At 69.9% G+C, this 14,596-nt stretch carries 16 protein-coding genes, 1 tRNA gene and 2 pseudogenes; 5 read left to right on the forward strand and 14 right to left on the reverse strand.

Features of this window, described 5'->3' with window-relative positions; translation table 11 throughout:
* The first annotated feature begins 156 nt into the window (after positions 1-156).
* The 4 genes and pseudogenes from HUV60_RS16000 (at position 157) to HUV60_RS16010 (ending at position 5,220) form a co-directional block, all read left to right on the forward strand.
* Entirely contained in the window at positions 157-2,439 is a 2,283-nt protein-coding gene (locus tag HUV60_RS16000) for a (Fe-S)-binding protein (protein ID WP_257850613.1), read from the forward strand.
* Between the two features lie 367 nt (positions 2,440-2,806).
* A pseudogene (locus HUV60_RS33925) lies at positions 2,807-2,938 on the forward strand (hypothetical protein); the annotation flags it as partial.
* Positions 2,939-3,153: 215 nt separating this feature from the next.
* On the forward strand, positions 3,154-4,182 hold the full coding sequence (locus HUV60_RS16005) for an FG-GAP repeat protein (protein ID WP_443047523.1): 1,029 nt from the start codon (positions 3,154-3,156) through the stop codon (positions 4,180-4,182).
* A gap of 3 nt (positions 4,183-4,185) precedes the next feature.
* Positions 4,186-5,220: a Yip1 family protein gene (locus tag HUV60_RS16010; RefSeq protein WP_257850612.1), complete on the forward strand. Its 1,035-nt coding sequence runs from the start codon at positions 4,186-4,188 to the stop codon at positions 5,218-5,220.
* A 65-nt stretch (positions 5,221-5,285) separates the two neighbouring features.
* On the opposite strand, the pseudogene HUV60_RS16015 reads toward HUV60_RS16010, so the two are convergent.
* The 3 genes and pseudogenes from HUV60_RS16015 to dcd all read right to left on the reverse strand — a co-directional run.
* Positions 5,286-5,642, reverse strand: a pseudogene (locus HUV60_RS16015) (phosphoribosyltransferase); the annotation flags it as partial.
* A 301-nt stretch (positions 5,643-5,943) separates the two neighbouring features.
* On the reverse strand, positions 5,944-6,144 hold the full coding sequence (locus HUV60_RS16020) for a phosphoribosyltransferase (protein ID WP_443047314.1): 201 nt from the start codon (positions 6,142-6,144) through the stop codon (positions 5,944-5,946).
* Between the two features lie 5 nt (positions 6,145-6,149).
* Positions 6,150-6,725 carry a dCTP deaminase gene (gene dcd / locus HUV60_RS16025; protein WP_257850611.1) on the reverse strand — a complete coding sequence of 192 codons (576 nt, stop codon included), beginning with the start codon at positions 6,723-6,725 and terminating at the stop codon, positions 6,150-6,152.
* A 566-nt stretch (positions 6,726-7,291) separates the two neighbouring features.
* Here dcd and HUV60_RS16030 point away from each other — a divergent pair.
* A tRNA-Gly gene (locus HUV60_RS16030) sits at positions 7,292-7,365 on the forward strand.
* Positions 7,366-7,444: 79 nt separating this feature from the next.
* Here the strand turns inward: HUV60_RS16030 and HUV60_RS16035 are convergent.
* From HUV60_RS16035 to HUV60_RS16085, 11 genes are all read right to left on the reverse strand, one after another.
* Entirely contained in the window at positions 7,445-8,611 is a 1,167-nt protein-coding gene (locus HUV60_RS16035) for a tyrosine-type recombinase/integrase (RefSeq protein ID WP_257850610.1), read from the reverse strand.
* Positions 8,611-8,820 carry an excisionase family DNA-binding protein gene (locus HUV60_RS16040; protein ID WP_257850609.1) on the reverse strand — a complete coding sequence of 70 codons (210 nt, stop codon included), beginning with the start codon at positions 8,818-8,820 and terminating at the stop codon, positions 8,611-8,613. Before HUV60_RS16040 ends, HUV60_RS16035 begins: the two co-directional genes overlap by 1 nt.
* 2 nt (positions 8,821-8,822) lie before the next feature.
* Positions 8,823-10,220 (reverse strand): replication initiator protein RepSA, encoded by a 1,398-nt coding sequence (gene repSA / locus HUV60_RS16045; protein ID WP_257850608.1) that lies wholly within the window; start codon positions 10,218-10,220, stop codon positions 8,823-8,825.
* Positions 10,221-10,309: 89 nt separating this feature from the next.
* Positions 10,310-10,630, reverse strand: coding sequence for a SpdD-like protein (locus tag HUV60_RS16050; protein WP_257850607.1), 321 nt, complete (start codon positions 10,628-10,630; stop codon positions 10,310-10,312).
* Between the two features lie 12 nt (positions 10,631-10,642).
* The gene (locus HUV60_RS16055) at positions 10,643-10,798 is read right to left on the reverse strand and encodes a DUF4175 domain-containing protein (protein ID WP_257850606.1); all 156 of its coding nucleotides are present in this window, start codon (positions 10,796-10,798) and stop codon (positions 10,643-10,645) included.
* 12 nt (positions 10,799-10,810) lie between these two features.
* Entirely contained in the window at positions 10,811-11,002 is a 192-nt protein-coding gene (locus tag HUV60_RS16060; RefSeq protein ID WP_257850605.1) for a mobile element transfer protein, read from the reverse strand.
* A gap of 1 nt (position 11,003) precedes the next feature.
* A complete protein-coding gene (locus tag HUV60_RS16065; RefSeq protein ID WP_257850604.1) occupies positions 11,004-11,198 on the reverse strand; it encodes a hypothetical protein in 195 nt (64 codons plus the stop codon).
* Between the two features lie 20 nt (positions 11,199-11,218).
* The gene (locus HUV60_RS16070) at positions 11,219-11,881 is read right to left on the reverse strand and encodes a DUF2637 domain-containing protein (protein ID WP_257850603.1); all 663 of its coding nucleotides are present in this window, start codon (positions 11,879-11,881) and stop codon (positions 11,219-11,221) included.
* Positions 11,882-11,963: 82 nt separating this feature from the next.
* Complete coding sequence (locus HUV60_RS16075) at positions 11,964-13,316, reverse strand: FtsK/SpoIIIE domain-containing protein (RefSeq protein ID WP_257850602.1); 1,353 nt, start codon at positions 13,314-13,316, stop codon at positions 11,964-11,966.
* Between the two features lie 3 nt (positions 13,317-13,319).
* Positions 13,320-13,676: an SCO3933 family regulatory protein gene (locus HUV60_RS16080; RefSeq protein WP_257850601.1), complete on the reverse strand. Its 357-nt coding sequence runs from the start codon at positions 13,674-13,676 to the stop codon at positions 13,320-13,322.
* 139 nt (positions 13,677-13,815) lie between these two features.
* Entirely contained in the window at positions 13,816-14,595 is a 780-nt protein-coding gene (locus HUV60_RS16085; RefSeq protein ID WP_257850600.1) for a GntR family transcriptional regulator, read from the reverse strand.
* Between the last annotated feature and the right edge of the window lies 1 nt (position 14,596).

The raw sequence follows: 14,596 nt of genomic DNA on the forward strand, positions 1-14,596 counted from the left end.
GCAAACCTCAGCGACCCAGATCACCCCGTACCCGGCTACAGTGCAGCCGGGGTTGGGGGTAGTCTCAAACGGACTGCATAAGTTACCGCTTAGTAATGTCGGGAATCCCGTGGCAGGAGCTCCCGACGCAACCCTCGCAGGCTCGAGGAGCCCCCCATGCAACTCGCCGCGATCATCGTGTCGCTGGTCCTGACCGTGGTCGGCGTTGCCCTGCTCGCACGCGCGATCGGCCAGTTCGTCCGGTACTTCAAGCTGGGCCAGCCGGTCCCGGCCGGCACCCGGACCGACAATCCCCACCAGCGCAGTGTGACCCTGGTGAAGGAGTTCCTCGGCCACACGCGCATGAACCGGTGGGGCATCGTCGGCATCGCCCACTGGTTCGTGGCCGTCGGCTTCCTGACGCTGCCGCCCACCCTCGCCCAGGCCTTCGGCCAGCTCTTCCGGGCCGACTGGGTACTGCCGGTCATCGGCGGCTTCCTGCCGTTCGAGATGTACATCGAGTTCATCGGTGTGATGACCGTGCTCGGCATCGCCGTGCTCATCGTCATCCGGCTGCTGAGCCTGCCGTCACGCCCGGACCGCAAGTCGCGCTTCACCGGCTCCAAGTCGGGTCAGGCGTACTTCGTCGAGTACGTCATCCTCACCATCGGCCTCGCCATCTACGTGCTGCGCGGCCTGGAGGGCGCGCTGCACCACGTGGACGGGTACCAGGCGGCGTACTTCGCCTCGTACCCGTTGGTGCTCGCCTTCGACGGCCTGTCCGTCGAGACGCTGCAGAACCTGGTGTACCTGGTCGCCATGGTCAAGATCGGGACGTCGTTCGTGTGGATGATCGTGGTGTCGCTGAACATCGACATGGGTGTGGCGTGGCATCGGTTCCTGGCGTTTCCGAACATCTGGTTCAAGCGTGAGGCGGATGGTGGGACGGCGCTGGGTGGTCTGTTGCCGATGACGTCGGGTGGCAGGCCGATCGACTTCACCGATCCCGGTGACGACGATGTGTTCGGTGTCTCGCAGGTCGAGCAGTTCTCGTGGAAGGGTCTGCTGGACTTCTCCACCTGTACCGAGTGCGGGCGCTGCCAGTCGCAGTGTCCCGCCTGGAACACCGGTAAGCCGCTCTCTCCGAAGCTGCTGATCATGTCGCTGCGTGATCATGCGCATGCCAAGGCTCCCTATCTGCTGGCCGGCGGTGGCAGGAGCGTGGAGGGTGAGGAGAGGGCGTCCGTGGAGGCGTTTGAGGACGTGCCGGCCGCGGCGCTGGCGGAGGCCGGGCGCCCGCTGGTCGGTGCCCTCGAGGAGAACGGTGTCATCGACCCGGACGTGCTGTGGTCCTGCACCACCTGCGGGGCCTGTGTCGAGCAGTGCCCGGTGGACATCGAGCATGTCGACCACATCGTCGACATGCGCCGCTACCAGGTGATGATCGAGTCGGCGTTCCCGTCCGAGGCGGGCACGATGCTCAAGAACCTGGAGAGGAAGGGCAACCCCTGGGGCCTGGCCGGGAAGCAGCGCCTGGAGTGGACCAAGGAGGTCGACTTCGAGGTCCCGGTCGTCGGCAGGGACGTCGAGGACCTGTCGGAGGTCGAGTACCTGTACTGGGTGGGCTGCGCCGGTGCCCTGGAGGACCGGGCCAAGAGGACCACCAAGGCCTTCGCCGAGCTGCTGCACATCGCGGGCGTCAGGTTCGCGATCATGGGCGGTGACGAGAAGTGCACCGGCGACTCGGCGCGCCGTCTGGGCAACGAGCCCCTGTTCCAGGAGCTCGGCACGGAGAACGTCATGTCGCTGAACGCGGCCTTCGGTGAGGAGACGGACGACGAGGGCGGGGTCACCGGCGGGGCGGGGAAGCCCAGGTCGGCCAAGAAGATCGTCGCCACCTGCCCGCACTGCCTCAACACCCTCGGCAACGAGTACCCCCAGCTCGGCGGCGACTACGAGGTCATCCACCACACCCAGCTGCTCCAGCGTCTGATCGACGAGGGCAGGCTGATCCCGGTGACCCCGGTCGAGGGCCTCGTCACCTACCACGACCCGTGCTATCTGGGCCGGCACAACAAGATCTACACGCCTCCGCGCGAGATCATCGCCGGTGTTCCGGGCCTGCGCAACGAGGAGATGCACCGTCACAAGGAACGCGGCTTCTGCTGCGGCGCGGGCGGCGCCCGGATGTGGATGGAGGAACGGATCGGCAAGCGCATCAACGACGAACGCGTCGACGAGGCCCTCGCCCTGAACCCCGACATCGTCTCCACCGCCTGCCCGTTCTGCCTGGTCATGCTCACCGACTCGGTCAACGGCAAGAAGAACGACGGCAAGGCCGGGGAATCCGTCCAGGTCGTCGACGTCGCCCAGCTCCTGCTGCAGTCCGTCAAGACGCCGCTGGACCCGGCGGGCGAGACGGAGAGCGAGAACGCCCCGGAGTCCGAGCCGGTGAAGTAACCGGCCCCAGGCCGCCCTCCTTCGCTCCTTCAGCGCCCCGTCCCGGCTCCGGCCGGTGGCGGGGCGCTGTCGTCGTCCCGGGGCGTCCGTCCCGGGGCGTCCGTCCCGGGACGATCGCATGGTGCGGGACCGCGACCTCACGCCCGTCGGCACCTGCCTGCGTCCGTCGCGCACCCCTCGCCCATTTTTGCCATGTCCACGTGCAACCCTCCCCGCCCCTCACCGGTCCCCTTGACGGTGATCATCGGGTGATCACCCAGCGACCGCCCGATGCACACGTGTCCCATCCAGGACGAGCGCGGGTGGATCACTGCATCGGCGCGGGACACCGCAGCCGGCGGCCGTCCCGCACAGGGACAGGAGAGCCATGCGCAAGAAGCTCAGCATCACCCTGGCGCCCGCCACCGCGGCCGCGCTCACCGGCGGCCTGCTCATCGCCACGGCCGGGCCCGCGGCCTCCGCCACGGGCCTCGACAGCGACTTCGACGGTGACGGCTACCGGGACGTCGCCGTCACCGCCCCCTCGCCTCCGTCAACGGCACGTCCGAGGCCGGCGTCGTCACCGTCCTGTGCGGCTCCCCGGGCGGCGCGGGCGCCAAGAGGATCCAGACCCTCAGCCAGAACAGCGCCGGCGTCCCGGGCTCCGCCGAGACGGGCGACCGGTTCGGCTCCCACACCGCACCCGGCGACTACAACGGCGACGGCTACGCCGGCCTGGCCGTGGGCGCGCCAGGCGCCACGGTCGGCGGCCGGTCGAAGGCGGGCGCGGTCTCCGTCGTGTACGGCGGCTCCAGTGGGCCGAAGACCTCGACGCGCACCCTGGTCACCCAGAACACCGCCGGCGTCTCCGGCACCGCCGAGGCAGGCGACGCCTTCGGCGCAGCCCCGGCCTCCGCCGACCTGAACACCGACGGCTCCGCCGACCTCCTGATCGGCGCGCCCGGCGAGGACACCAACGGCGACTCGGGCAACAGCACGTCCGTCGTCGTCTGGGGCTCGAAGTCCGGCCTGTCCGGGGCACGGACCCTCTTCAACTTCTCCGGCAGGAACTCCGACCGTTACGGCCAGGCCCTGTCCACGGGCGACTTCGACGACGACGGCGACCTCGACGTCGTGGTCGGCTCCACCGGCCCGGTCGTCCTGTCCGTCGTGGACGGGCCGCTCACCAGGACCGGCGCGCACAACGGCGGTTCCGGCTCGCAGTACGACTGGTGGTCCTCCTCACCCGGCATCACCCACCTCACCTCCGCGGACGCCCCCGGCGACGGCCGTGGCCCGATGGTCCTGCACGGCCGCGCCGCGCACACCGGCGACACGGCCACCTCCCTGGCCTACCTGCGGATCGGCAACTCCACGGACTGGCTCCGGCGCATGCCGACCGGGTGCGTCTCCGCCGCCGGCCACCTCGACCGCGACGGCCACCCGGACTTCGCCGTCGGCAACGGCCGGGCGACCTCCGCCGATCCCGAGGGCGTGAAGGGTATTCGGGCGCTCCGTACGCCTGCGCGACCTGAACGCCGACGGCCGCGCCGGCCTCGGGGTGGGCGCGCAGTGGCGCGGCATCCTGCTGCACGGCACGAGCAGCACCCCGGCGTCGCAGGGCGCCGTCACGCTGCCGGAGTTCAGTGGCGGCTTCCTCGACTGACGCCGGCTCCGGCTCCGCGTCCTCGACCGACGGCCGGTCCGTCCTGCGTAGGACCGAACCCCTACGCAGGACGGAGAGCGAAGCTGACTCCCCCTTAGGGGATGTCACAGCTCGGCAGCAAAGCCGGGCCCGAAACCCCCGGCCCGGCACGCGGCTCGCCGGGACCAGGTACGTTCGACAACGTGGCTGGATTCAGGATCGGACGCGGCCGGGACAACAACGGCGCTCCTCACACGCGACCGCAGCACCCCCCGTACGGACAGCAGACGCCGGGGCCGTCGTACGGCTCCCCGCAGGCGCCTCAGCCGTACCCGCCCCAGCAGCCGCCCTACGGCAGAGGCGGCAACGGAGGCGGCGGCAACGGAGGCGGCTGGCCGCAGGTGAACCGCGGTCCGGGCGGGCCGGGCGGCGGCTACGGCGGCCCGCCCGGCCCCGGGCGCGGCGGCGGACACGGCGAGCCCGAATACTTCGGCGACGGCGGTGCGTACCCTCCCGGCTCCCACGCCCCGCACGACCCGTACGCGGCCGACAACCCGGGCCATACCCAGGCCTTCCAGGTCAACGACGACCCCTACCACGGCGACGCGGCCCCCCTGCCGGGCCCGGTGGGGCCCCGGCTGCCCTGGAAGGCCCTGCTCAAGGGCATCGTCACCGCCCCCGACCGGACCTTCCTGCAGATGCGCGACTACACGGTGTGGGGCCCCGCCCTCGTCGTGACCTTCCTCTACGGCCTGCTCGCGGTCTTCGGCTTCGACGGCGACCGCGAGGAGGCGATCAACGCCATACCCATCGTCCTGATGACAGCCGTGGCGATGGTGATCAGCTTCCTCATCCTGGGCGTGGTCACCCACTCCCTGGCCCGCCAGCTCGGCGGCAACGGGAACTGGCAGCCCACGGTCGGCCTGTCCATGCTGATCGCGTCCCTCACGGACGCCCCGCGCCTGATCCTGGCGATGTTCGCGAGCGGCGACGCCACCTTCGTCCAGATCGTCGGCTGGGCCACCTGGGTCGCGGGCGGCGCGCTCCTCACCCTGATGGTCAGCCGCTCCCACGACCTTTCCTGGCCGAAGGCCCTGGGCGCCTCGGCGATCCAGCTCCTGGCCCTGCTGTCACTGATCAAGCTGGGCACGCTGTAGCAGCGCGCAACAATCGAGGAAGGGGGCTCCCGGCCGGGAGCCCCCTTCCTGCTTCCTGCTTCCCGCTACTGGCCGACGACTGCTACCTCCTGGCCTACCGCCTGCTTCCTCCACACGTCGAGAACCTGCCCGGCCCGCTTGACGACGGGCGGCTGCACTGACCACGGAAAGTCGATCCACCCGTCGGTCCGCTTCCAGACGTACTCGCACTTCACCAGCGACTGCGTCCTCTCGTACACGACGGCGCTGCGCACCTCGGCGACGGTGTCGAGGCAGAAGTCGCGGACGAGCTTGAGCGTCCTGCCGGTGTCGGCGACGTCGTCGGCGATCAGGACCTTCTTGTCGGTGAAGTCGACGACGTCGGGCACGGGCGCCAGCATGACCGGCATCTCCAGCGTCGTCCCCACACCGGTGTAGAACTTCCGTTCTGAACCCGTCTGAACCAGCACCGACGGTCCGGGCCCCGCTGCACCACGCAACGGGGCCCGCCCTCGTCGCACGTGATCAGCGAGCGCACGCCCGCGAACGACCAACCCGACGTACACCGGACACAACCACGACCGCACCCAGACGATCCAGATGGGGACGAGAGGGCGCCAGGAGGTCAGCACCAGCTCAGCACAAGGACCATGATCAGCGGTAATCAACAGTGACAAACGACAAGATCAAAACAGCCTCGCAGGTCGCTTCATCTGCACATTTGCCGAGACCAGGGCAAATGCGCTAGGCGACGAGCCCGAAGTACTCGACGCTCACGAGACGGAGGTTCTTGCAGTCGAGGGCGTAGGCGAGCCCGCCTGCGACGAAGACACCGCCACGGACGATGCTCAGCACGATGTCGGGCCGATACCCGTCGTCGGCGACGGCCTGCGCGAGCTCACGCACGGCGACGCCGAACTGCTCGTACGTGAGGCTCTCCCGCACTCCGCTCACACCTGGGTCCGGTGGAAGTTGAGGAAGGACCGCGAGGCGGTGGGCCCGCGCTGCCCCTGATACCGGGATCCGTACCGCTCACTGCCGTACGGGAACTCGGCGGGCGAGCTGAGCCGGAACAGACACAACTGGCCGATCTTCATACCGGGCCAGAGCTTGATGGGAAGCGTGGCGAGGTTCGACAGCTCGAGGGTCACGTGCCCGGAGAAGCCGGGGTCGATGAACCCGGCGGTCGAGTGCGTGACGAGCCCGAGCCGCCCCAGCGAACTCTTCCCTTCGAGCCGCGACGCGAGATCGTCGGGGAGTGAGATGACCTCGTTCGTGCTGGCCAGCACGAACTCACCGGGGTGCAGGATGAACGGCTCGTCCCCCTCCGGCTCGACGAGCCGGGTCAGATCGGCCTGCTCGATGGAGGGGTCGATGTGCGGGTACCGGTGGTTCTCGAACACCCGGAAGAAGCGGTCGAGGCGCACGTCGACGCTGGACGGCTGCACCATGGATTCGTCGTAGGGATCGATCCGTACCCGCCCGGCGTCGATCTCGGCCCGGATGTCCTTGTCTGAGAGAAGCACTCCCCGAGGATACGCAAGACGCGCAGGCCGGCCACCATCCCGCCGCCCCACGCGCCCACGTCCAAGGTGTGCTGCCCCGGCCCGCCGGCCGGTCTCACGGCCGGCGGGCCGGACACGGCCCTGCCGCTCTACCGCTTCTCGTAGACCACCGGTACGACGCTGCGAAGCCGCGCACAGCGCGGACACCGCAGCAACCGACCGGGGCCGAGTCGCTCGGCCTGCTGCATCGGGAACGATGCGGCGGCGAATACGTGCCCATCGGCACAGCGGACGACGGTGCGCTGCATCAAGTCCAAGAGTCCCTTCCCCAAATACCGCGTATGGCTTCCTGCCCTGACGACAAAAGCCACGTTACGGGATTAAAGAGACGACCCTGCAGGCGGCACCCCACACCCGCCCACCCTCACTCAGGGCCCCCACCGTACGCCCCAACTTCAGCCCCCCGCACCCGCTTCCACCCCTGAAGCGCCATCAGGCCCCCGGGTACGGGAAACACCGGGGACCTGGCATGGGGTACAGTGGGCGGGCATCCGGACACCGGTCGAGGCAGGCGTTCTGGATCACAAGCGGGTGTAGTTTAATGGTAGAACATCAGCTTCCCAAGCTGAGAGCGCGAGTTCGATTCTCGTCACCCGCTCCATGTGAAACCCCCAGGCCAGTGACCCGGGGGTTCTTTGTTGTCCAGACCGGCGAACCGGTCGCGCACCATAGCCGCACCATTAGCTTTCCGGTGGCTCCTCCTCGTGGTGCGCATGGTCGTCGGTGTGGTGCTTCGCACGTTCGGCGCGTACGAGGTCGTCCAGCCCGGCGGCGACCTCCCGCTGCCGCTCCTCGTCGGAGTGCTGATAGATCAGCGCCGCCTTCTCGGAGGACTGACCGGCGCGCACCATCGTGTCCCGGAGGGTGGCGCCCGAACGGGTCGACAGGGTGTGCCCGGTGTGGCGGAGGTCGTAGAAACGGAAGCCGTCCGGGAGACCGGCGACCTCACGGGCCCGCCGCCACTTCCGCCCGAAGGTCGTACGCCGGAAGGCCGCGCCCTTCTCCCCCACGAAGACCAGCCCGTCAGGGCCCTTCTCGGCGAACCAGTCGAGGTGCCGCCTCACCTCCTTCCAGAGGAAGACCGGGAGGACCACCACGCGAGCGCCCGCCCCGGACTTGGTCGGTCCGGGGGCCCGCTTGCCGTTGGTCCGCTCCGGCTCGGCGACCCGCACGCGGATCACGAGGTTGTCGACGTCGACGTCCCGACGGCGGAGGCCGGCCAGCTCCTCCGGCCGCATCGGACCGTAGGCGCCGAGGTAGACCATGAGCCGCCAGCGGATACCGATCGCGTCGGCGAGCGCGTCGACCTGGGCGACGGTGGCGATGCGCCGTTCCGCCGCCGACTCCTTGCCCGCCCCCTTGATCCGGCACGGGTTGCGCGTGATCAGGCCGTCGTCGACGGCCGTTTCAAGGATGCCCTTGAGGAGGCGGTACGCCTTGGCGACGGTGGTCTTGGCCTTGGTGGCGCGGAGCCGTTCGGCGCGCCACTCACGTACGCGCGGAGCCGTGATCTCGTCCAGGTCGAGCCCGCCGAATGCCGGGAGGATGTACAGGCGCAGCAGGTGCCGGTACAGGTCCTCGGTACGGACGGCCAACTCCCGCTCCTCGACCCACTTCTCGGCGTAGACGCGGAAGTTGACGGCCCCGGCATCAGGGGCGCGCCAGTCCCCGCGGCTGAGGTCCGCCTCGACCTGGGACAGCCAGATCTCGGCGTCCTTCTTGGTCGTGAAGGTCTCGTCCGCACGGACGCGCTCACCGTCGGGCCCGAGGTACGAAGCCGTCCACCGGCCGGACCGGTACTGCCGCACCGCACCGAAGCGCCGGCGCCTGCCCTTCTTGTTGGCCATCAGGCAGCCCTCCGCAGTCCGGCGCGGCGGAGCCTCGCCGGTTCCACGGTGTGGGCGGCGAGGTAGTCGCGAACGGCGCTCTCGGGAATGCGGACGTGACGGCCGACCTTCACGTACCGGATGCGCCGCTCCTCGATGAGCCGCCGCGCGAAGCGGACGCCCGTGCCGAGGCGTTCGGCGACCTGCTCCACAGTGAGGAGTCGTTCCATGGTCACCGCTCCCCCTCGGCCCCGGCTTGGTCGCGTAGTGCTTCGCGGGCGGTCTCGCGGTTGAGCCGGATGTCCCGGGCGATGGTGGCGGCGAGGGCGGATTCACCGGGGGTGTGGCCGTGGCCGGCGTACTGCCAGTCCGCCAGGACGAGGACGGTCTCCGGCTCGCGGTCGTCCAGGCCGAGGGCCCCGGCGTCCTGTGCGGCGCGGTAGTCGGCGCGTGCCTGGCGGAGGGCGCCGAGGGTGGTGGAGTAGTGACGGGACTTCGAGGAGAAGTGACCGCGGAAGCCGAGCATGTGCGCCCAGGCCCAGAGGCGCCGGTCCGGGTACAGGCCGTCCAGGTCACGGCACGCGGTGATCAGTCGGCGGGTGTGGTCCGGGACCCGGTGACGGTCGAGTTCGGAGAGCTCCCCGATACGGCGGTCAAGGGTGCCGGTGTTCTCCGCGGCTTTGGTGGAGTACTTGGCGACGTACGAGGCGACGGCCTGTTCGGTGATGTCGGAGCCGTCCCCGAACGCCTTCACCGGCCGGACGTCGAGCTGTGTGCCCCAACGGAATGACCGGGCCGGCTGGTCCCCGGCGGTTGGGACCGAGACCGACGTGTAGGAGTGCGCCGCAGCCGCACGGATCGCGTCGGCGAGGACACCGACCGTGGCCCACGCGGGCGGCGGTGTTCCAGGTCCCTCCGGCCCGTCCAGCCGGATCACCGCATGGAAGTGCAGGGCACCCCGCTTCTGGAACTCGGCGACCTTGCCGTACGAGAGGCGGACGTGATCGGCGAGTTCCCGGCGGGTAAGACCACCGCGGGCGGCGAGTTCGCGGCGGAGTCGGGTGGTGAAGCGCTGCCAGAGCTGCCCGGCGTGGTTGTTGAAGAGGACCGCGCCCGCGTAGTCGTACGTCGCTGGGTCGAGGGCGGTGCCCAGTTCCGGCGCGTCGGGAGCGTGGCGGATGCCGCAGCGACAGACGCCGTGATCGGGCCGGTTGTGGACCGGGCCGAACGAGGGCGCGGTGAGGGTGGCGAAGACGCGTGGGTGATCGCGGACGGTGGCGGGGATGTCGCGGCGGTCGTCACCGGCGAGGCCGACGCGGATGAGGTGGTAGGTGTCGCCCGCGTAGGTCCAGGCGCAGGCCGGGCAACGGGAGGCGCGGCGATTGCCGCAGGCGAGACGGAGACGCCCGCCGGGTTCATCAGCGGTGGTGTAGTAGTGCAGGGTCTCGCCGGTGGTCTTGTCCTTGTGGAGGGTCCAGCCGGTGAGGTGGATGGGGTCGGAGCAGCCGCCGGTACGGCGGATCTGGTCTTCCCATCGGGTGTAGTCGTCGGCCGAGGCCACCCGCAGCAAATCGCCGAGGACTACCGGGTCGAGCAGAGGCTCAGGCGCGAGTGAGGCGCGATGCGCCATGCTGGGTGCTTCCTTCCGGTTGAGAGATCGGACAGGGACGGCTCCCGGGCGGCGGATGCTTGGCGGTATCGAGGCCGCCCGGGGGCCGGTCAGCGACGCTTGGCGTCGGCGTGGACGAGCGAGCGGATCACCAGGGCGCAGACGGCGACCGAGGCACCCGTGATGGCGACCGCGAGGAGCATGGAGACCAGGACGACGCCGACGACCAGGACGACGGCCGTGCCGCCGCCGACGAGGGCGAGGGCGGTGCCGGAGGTGAGCTGCACCGTGGGCCGGGACGGAACCGGGGCCGGGGCGACGGGGGCCGGCGGGGACGGGGTTCCCGGGATGATCGTGGTCGGCTCGACGACGTCAGGCGGGATGACCCGGCTGGTGGGCTGGGGCATGGTCGGGAGCTTGGGCCGGAACATGAGCGGATCTCCTTACTTGACGGCGGTGCCGATGACCGGGGCAAGCACGCTGTCGGCGAGGAGGAAGCCGCCGAGGAGGAGCACGGCGATCAGCCACCAGGGCGGGCGGACGAGTTTGACGCCGAGCCAGCCGACGACGATCAGGGCGAGCCAGAGTGGGACGTCCATGACGGTGGCCTCCTAGCGGACGCGGCAGCGGTGGGTACGGGCGGCGAGCTGGGCAGCAGACTGGGTGGAGTAGTCGGCGGACCAGCCGCAGTTGTCGTTGCCGCACACGGCGGCGTGCTTGGTGGTGCCGTTGCGGTCGCGGTGGGTGCCGATCTGCACGGGGCCGATCCGCATCACGGAGTGGAAGAAGTCGCGGGCGGGCATGTCAGTCGGTCTCCGTTCGGGTCAGGGTCGGGTCGGGGAAGGAGGCGCGGATACCAACGGCGGTGGCCGGGTCGGCGGTGCGGTGGGCGGCTTCCTCGTCGAGCAGGTGGGCGAGGTAGGGCTGCTTGGCGGCGACCATTTCGCGGGCGGCGTCGAGGTGGTCAGCGGCGGTCAGGTCCGCCGGGTCATGGGTCATCAGCTGTCCTCTCTTCCTGGTCAGGTGAGCTGGGCGGTGATGGCGTCGGCCATGTGCGGCGGGACGCCGAGGCGTGCACGCAGGGTGTCGGCGTCGATGGGTGCGCCGGTCCGTTCTTCGTGGGCGGCGGCGACCTTGCGTGCGTGGTAGACCAGCGCGGCCGGGACGGCAACGGCCGGCGGCGGAGCGGAGTGCACGGCCGGGAGGGTCGGGGCAGCGTCGGCGGAGTCGACCGGGGCCGGTTCCGGCTCAGCGGCGGGGGCCGGTTCGGGCTCCACCTCGACTACAGGATCCGGGGCCGGCGAAACCGGGGTGTGCCCCGCGGATGAGTGGGCGAGGAGAGTGCCGCCCATGAAGGCCAGCGCGGGCCAAGCGGCGACGAGGATGCGCAGCCAGGCCGGGACGTCGTCCAGGTCGAGGAGTCCGGCGGTGGCGACGTTGGCCCCGAGCGAGGCGACCAGCGCGATCAGAAACCAGCACCAGGCCAGCCGGGACGGCCCGTCTGTACGCAGCCGACGCCAGGCGGCGACGAGGAGCAGGTCCACGGAGACCGGATAGGCCCAGGCCTTCCAGCCGTCCTGTCCAGCGGCGGCGGCGAGGTCGTGCAGGTGGGCGAAGGACAGTGCCCCGGCGATGACGGCCTGAACAAGCACGGCGTCCACGCGGAGGGCGGGACGGGTCATGACGGCTCCTCCTGTAATCGGGCATGGCGGGGGTAGGGACCCGGCCGCGAAGGGCGGTCGCGCCGACCGTGGGGTGTGGGAGTCAGGCTGTGGCGGGTGCTGTCTTGGACAGCGGCTTCCGGGCCGAGGGCAACGGGGCGACCGAGGGCCGGAACGCGGCCAGGGCAGGAAGATCCGGGGTGCGGTCGGCGTACCTGTTGCAGGTGTTCACGGCGTGCCGTAGCGAGATGTGCGGGGCGCGGATGCGGTGCCAGCCTCCGGTGGAGTCCCCGGCGACGGCGAGCCCGCGCGTCTCGGCGGGAATCTGGATCGCGGCGAGGACGGCATCCGGGGCGATGTCGCCGAAGGCCATGTTCGCCGAGGTTTCGTCGTTGACCCGGTGGGCGGTGCGGCCGGTGAGCTGGGCGCGGAGCATGGTGATGCCCTTGCCGAGTTCGGAGCCGAAGCGCTGCCCGCAGATCTCCAGGTAGATGCCGGCCGCGCGGCCGAGCTGGGCGAGGCGGACCAGGGCGGTGATGATCCGGTCCCGCCGCTTCTCCTCTTCCTTGCTCGCGTACAGGGCGAGTTCGGCGACCTCGTCGACCAGGACCACGACCGGCACCGGCCGCAGGTCTTCGGGCAGGTCCCAGATGTCGGCGGCGATCTCCGCATCCGGCACGGCGACGCTGACACGCTGCTCGGCCCGGATGAGCTGATATACCTCCTCCATGTGGGACACCAGCGCTTCCAGGAGCTTCAGCGCGGTGTCGGGGTTGTCGGCGAGCGCGGAGAACCGGCGCGCCAGCGGGAACAGTTCGACTCCCCGCTTGCAGTCGATGCCGACCAGGGCGACGTGCTGTGAGGCCAGTCCGGCGACGAGGTTGCGCTGATAGACAGACTTGCCGGACTCCGTCGCGCCGAGCGTCAGACCGTGCGGCACGGCACGGTAGTCGCGGTAATGGACCGAACCGTCCTCCCGCAGCGCAACCGGCACCCGCATCGGGCGAGCGTCGGTCTTGGCGGGCATCTGCACCCGCTTGAGCACGTCGTAGCCGGTCATCCGGATCTCGACCACTCCCGAGCGCAGCTCACGGGAGGTCACGCCGTACATTCCGAAGGAGTGGCGCAGCCGGTCCGAGGCGGCGGCGACGTCGAACGCATCCTGTCCGGGCCGGAGTTTGAGCCACAGGACCAGTCCGGTACAGGTGGGACGCAGCCGCAGGATGCGCGGTGCGCGGGACTCCGGAGCCGGGCGGTTGGTCATCCGGGCCAGTGTCAGACGCAAGCGCGAGGGCGGGACCGTCAGGCCGCAGGCGTCCATGACCGAGCCGTACCGGACCAGGACCCGAAGAACCGCGAGGGTGACCCCGAAGGACAGCCAGTACCAGGCGGGGCGTCGCCACCGCAGGAGACCCGCAGCGGCGACGACCAGCAGTAAGACCGTGGGCCACGTCATGGCTCAGGCCGCCTTCGAGGCCGAGTCGACGTCGACCAGCGAGGTGACGGCGACCGCGCGGAAGGCGATCCCGTGCCGCTTCTGGCCGTTGAACTCGTTCTCCCACGGCCGGGCGACCAGGTCGGTGAGCGCGACCGGGGTGCCCATGGTCAGCTCACCGGAGAAACCGGTCTCCGGGACGGTGATGGACAGGATCTCCACCTCGTCGTTGGCCGCGAACATCACGTCGACCGTCATCAGCTTGACGCCGGTCTCCATGTCAGTGGCGATCTCACCGGTACGGCGGTCACGGACCTTGGGCTGCGGGGCCTTGGCGACCATTACGGTGGCACCGGCCGTCTCCACGGGAATCTGACGCACAGCAGATCACTCCTCTATAGATGCTGAACTCCTCCACTCATGTACATGAGTGATGGGAAGAAGAGTGCCCGACTCCTGTACATGAGTCAACCCGTCGCGGCTACGAAGTCACGACGGGTTGCGAGGAGTTGAGGGCGCGTCAGTCGGCCGCGGGGATCCGGTACTCGAAAACGAACTGGTCAGCGGCCATCAACGTGTCACAGACCTCCACCACGAGCCCCGCAGTCGTACGAGCCTCACGGACCAGGTGAACCACCGGCGCACCAGGACTGAGCGCCAGCTCGGACGCCTCCACCTTCGAGGCCGACCGAGCTTGCAGCGTCTCGACGAATTCGGCGAACTCATGGCCGTGGTCTTCAAGTCGGGCGTAGATGCCACCGCCGCCGGGGTTCTCGGCGAACAGTTCCGGGATCTCCTTGACGACGTCCCACGGGAGGTACGAGGAAGCGGTCTCGACCGGGGTGCCGTTGCGGAAGTAGAGACGCCGGCGCGCGAGCACCTGAGCACCGGCGGGAACGCCGAACCGCCGGGCAACGTCTTCGGGAGCCTCCATGGGCCCGATGTAGAGAACGCTCACCTTGGCGGTGGCACCGGACTGCGCCGACTCGGCGAGGTACGCAGCCTTGCCACCCTGCCGAAGCGACCGCCGGAAGCGATCCGAGGAGCGGTGCCGCACCGGGGGCCGGTCCTTCACGATGGAGCCCTTGCCGTGCCGAGTCTCGACAAGCCCGCTCGCCCGCACCTCGACCATGGCCTTGCGGATCGTGCCGCCCGAGACGCCGTAGCGCTCCACCAACTCTGACTCACTCGGCACCATGTCACCGGGCTTGAGCACACCGGCCCGGATCTGCCGCACGATCTCATCGGCGATCTGCACATACCGAGGCCCCGACCTGCCCCCCTCTACCGCAGTTCCCATA

It is taken from the genome of Streptomyces sp. KMM 9044 (assembly GCF_024701375.2).
In the GTDB taxonomy this organism is placed as follows: domain Bacteria; phylum Actinomycetota; class Actinomycetes; order Streptomycetales; family Streptomycetaceae; genus Streptomyces.

What these genes read in the sequence shown, in the direction of transcription:
- HUV60_RS16075 (WP_257850602.1), bottom strand. Translation starts at nt 13,316, where the DNA reads ATGACGTGGCCCACGGTCTTACTGCTGGTCGTCGCCGCTGCGGGTCTC.
- HUV60_RS16010 (WP_257850612.1), top strand. Translation starts at nt 4,186, where the DNA reads ATGTCACAGCTCGGCAGCAAAGCCGGGCCCGAAACCCCCGGCCCGGCA.
- repSA (WP_257850608.1), bottom strand. Translation starts at nt 10,220, where the DNA reads ATGGCGCATCGCGCCTCACTCGCGCCTGAGCCTCTGCTCGACCCGGTA.
- HUV60_RS16050 (WP_257850607.1), bottom strand. Translation starts at nt 10,630, where the DNA reads ATGTTCCGGCCCAAGCTCCCGACCATGCCCCAGCCCACCAGCCGGGTC.
- HUV60_RS16085 (WP_257850600.1), bottom strand. Translation starts at nt 14,595, where the DNA reads ATGGGAACTGCGGTAGAGGGGGGCAGGTCGGGGCCTCGGTATGTGCAG.
- HUV60_RS16040 (WP_257850609.1), bottom strand. Translation starts at nt 8,820, where the DNA reads ATGGAACGACTCCTCACTGTGGAGCAGGTCGCCGAACGCCTCGGCACG.
- HUV60_RS16035 (WP_257850610.1), bottom strand. Translation starts at nt 8,611, where the DNA reads ATGGCCAACAAGAAGGGCAGGCGCCGGCGCTTCGGTGCGGTGCGGCAG.
- HUV60_RS16055 (WP_257850606.1), bottom strand. Translation starts at nt 10,798, where the DNA reads ATGGACGTCCCACTCTGGCTCGCCCTGATCGTCGTCGGCTGGCTCGGC.
- HUV60_RS16060 (WP_257850605.1), bottom strand. Translation starts at nt 11,002, where the DNA reads ATGCCCGCCCGCGACTTCTTCCACTCCGTGATGCGGATCGGCCCCGTG.
- HUV60_RS16065 (WP_257850604.1), bottom strand. Translation starts at nt 11,198, where the DNA reads ATGACCCATGACCCGGCGGACCTGACCGCCGCTGACCACCTCGACGCC.
- HUV60_RS16000 (WP_257850613.1), top strand. Translation starts at nt 157, where the DNA reads ATGCAACTCGCCGCGATCATCGTGTCGCTGGTCCTGACCGTGGTCGGC.
- HUV60_RS16070 (WP_257850603.1), bottom strand. Translation starts at nt 11,881, where the DNA reads ATGACCCGTCCCGCCCTCCGCGTGGACGCCGTGCTTGTTCAGGCCGTC.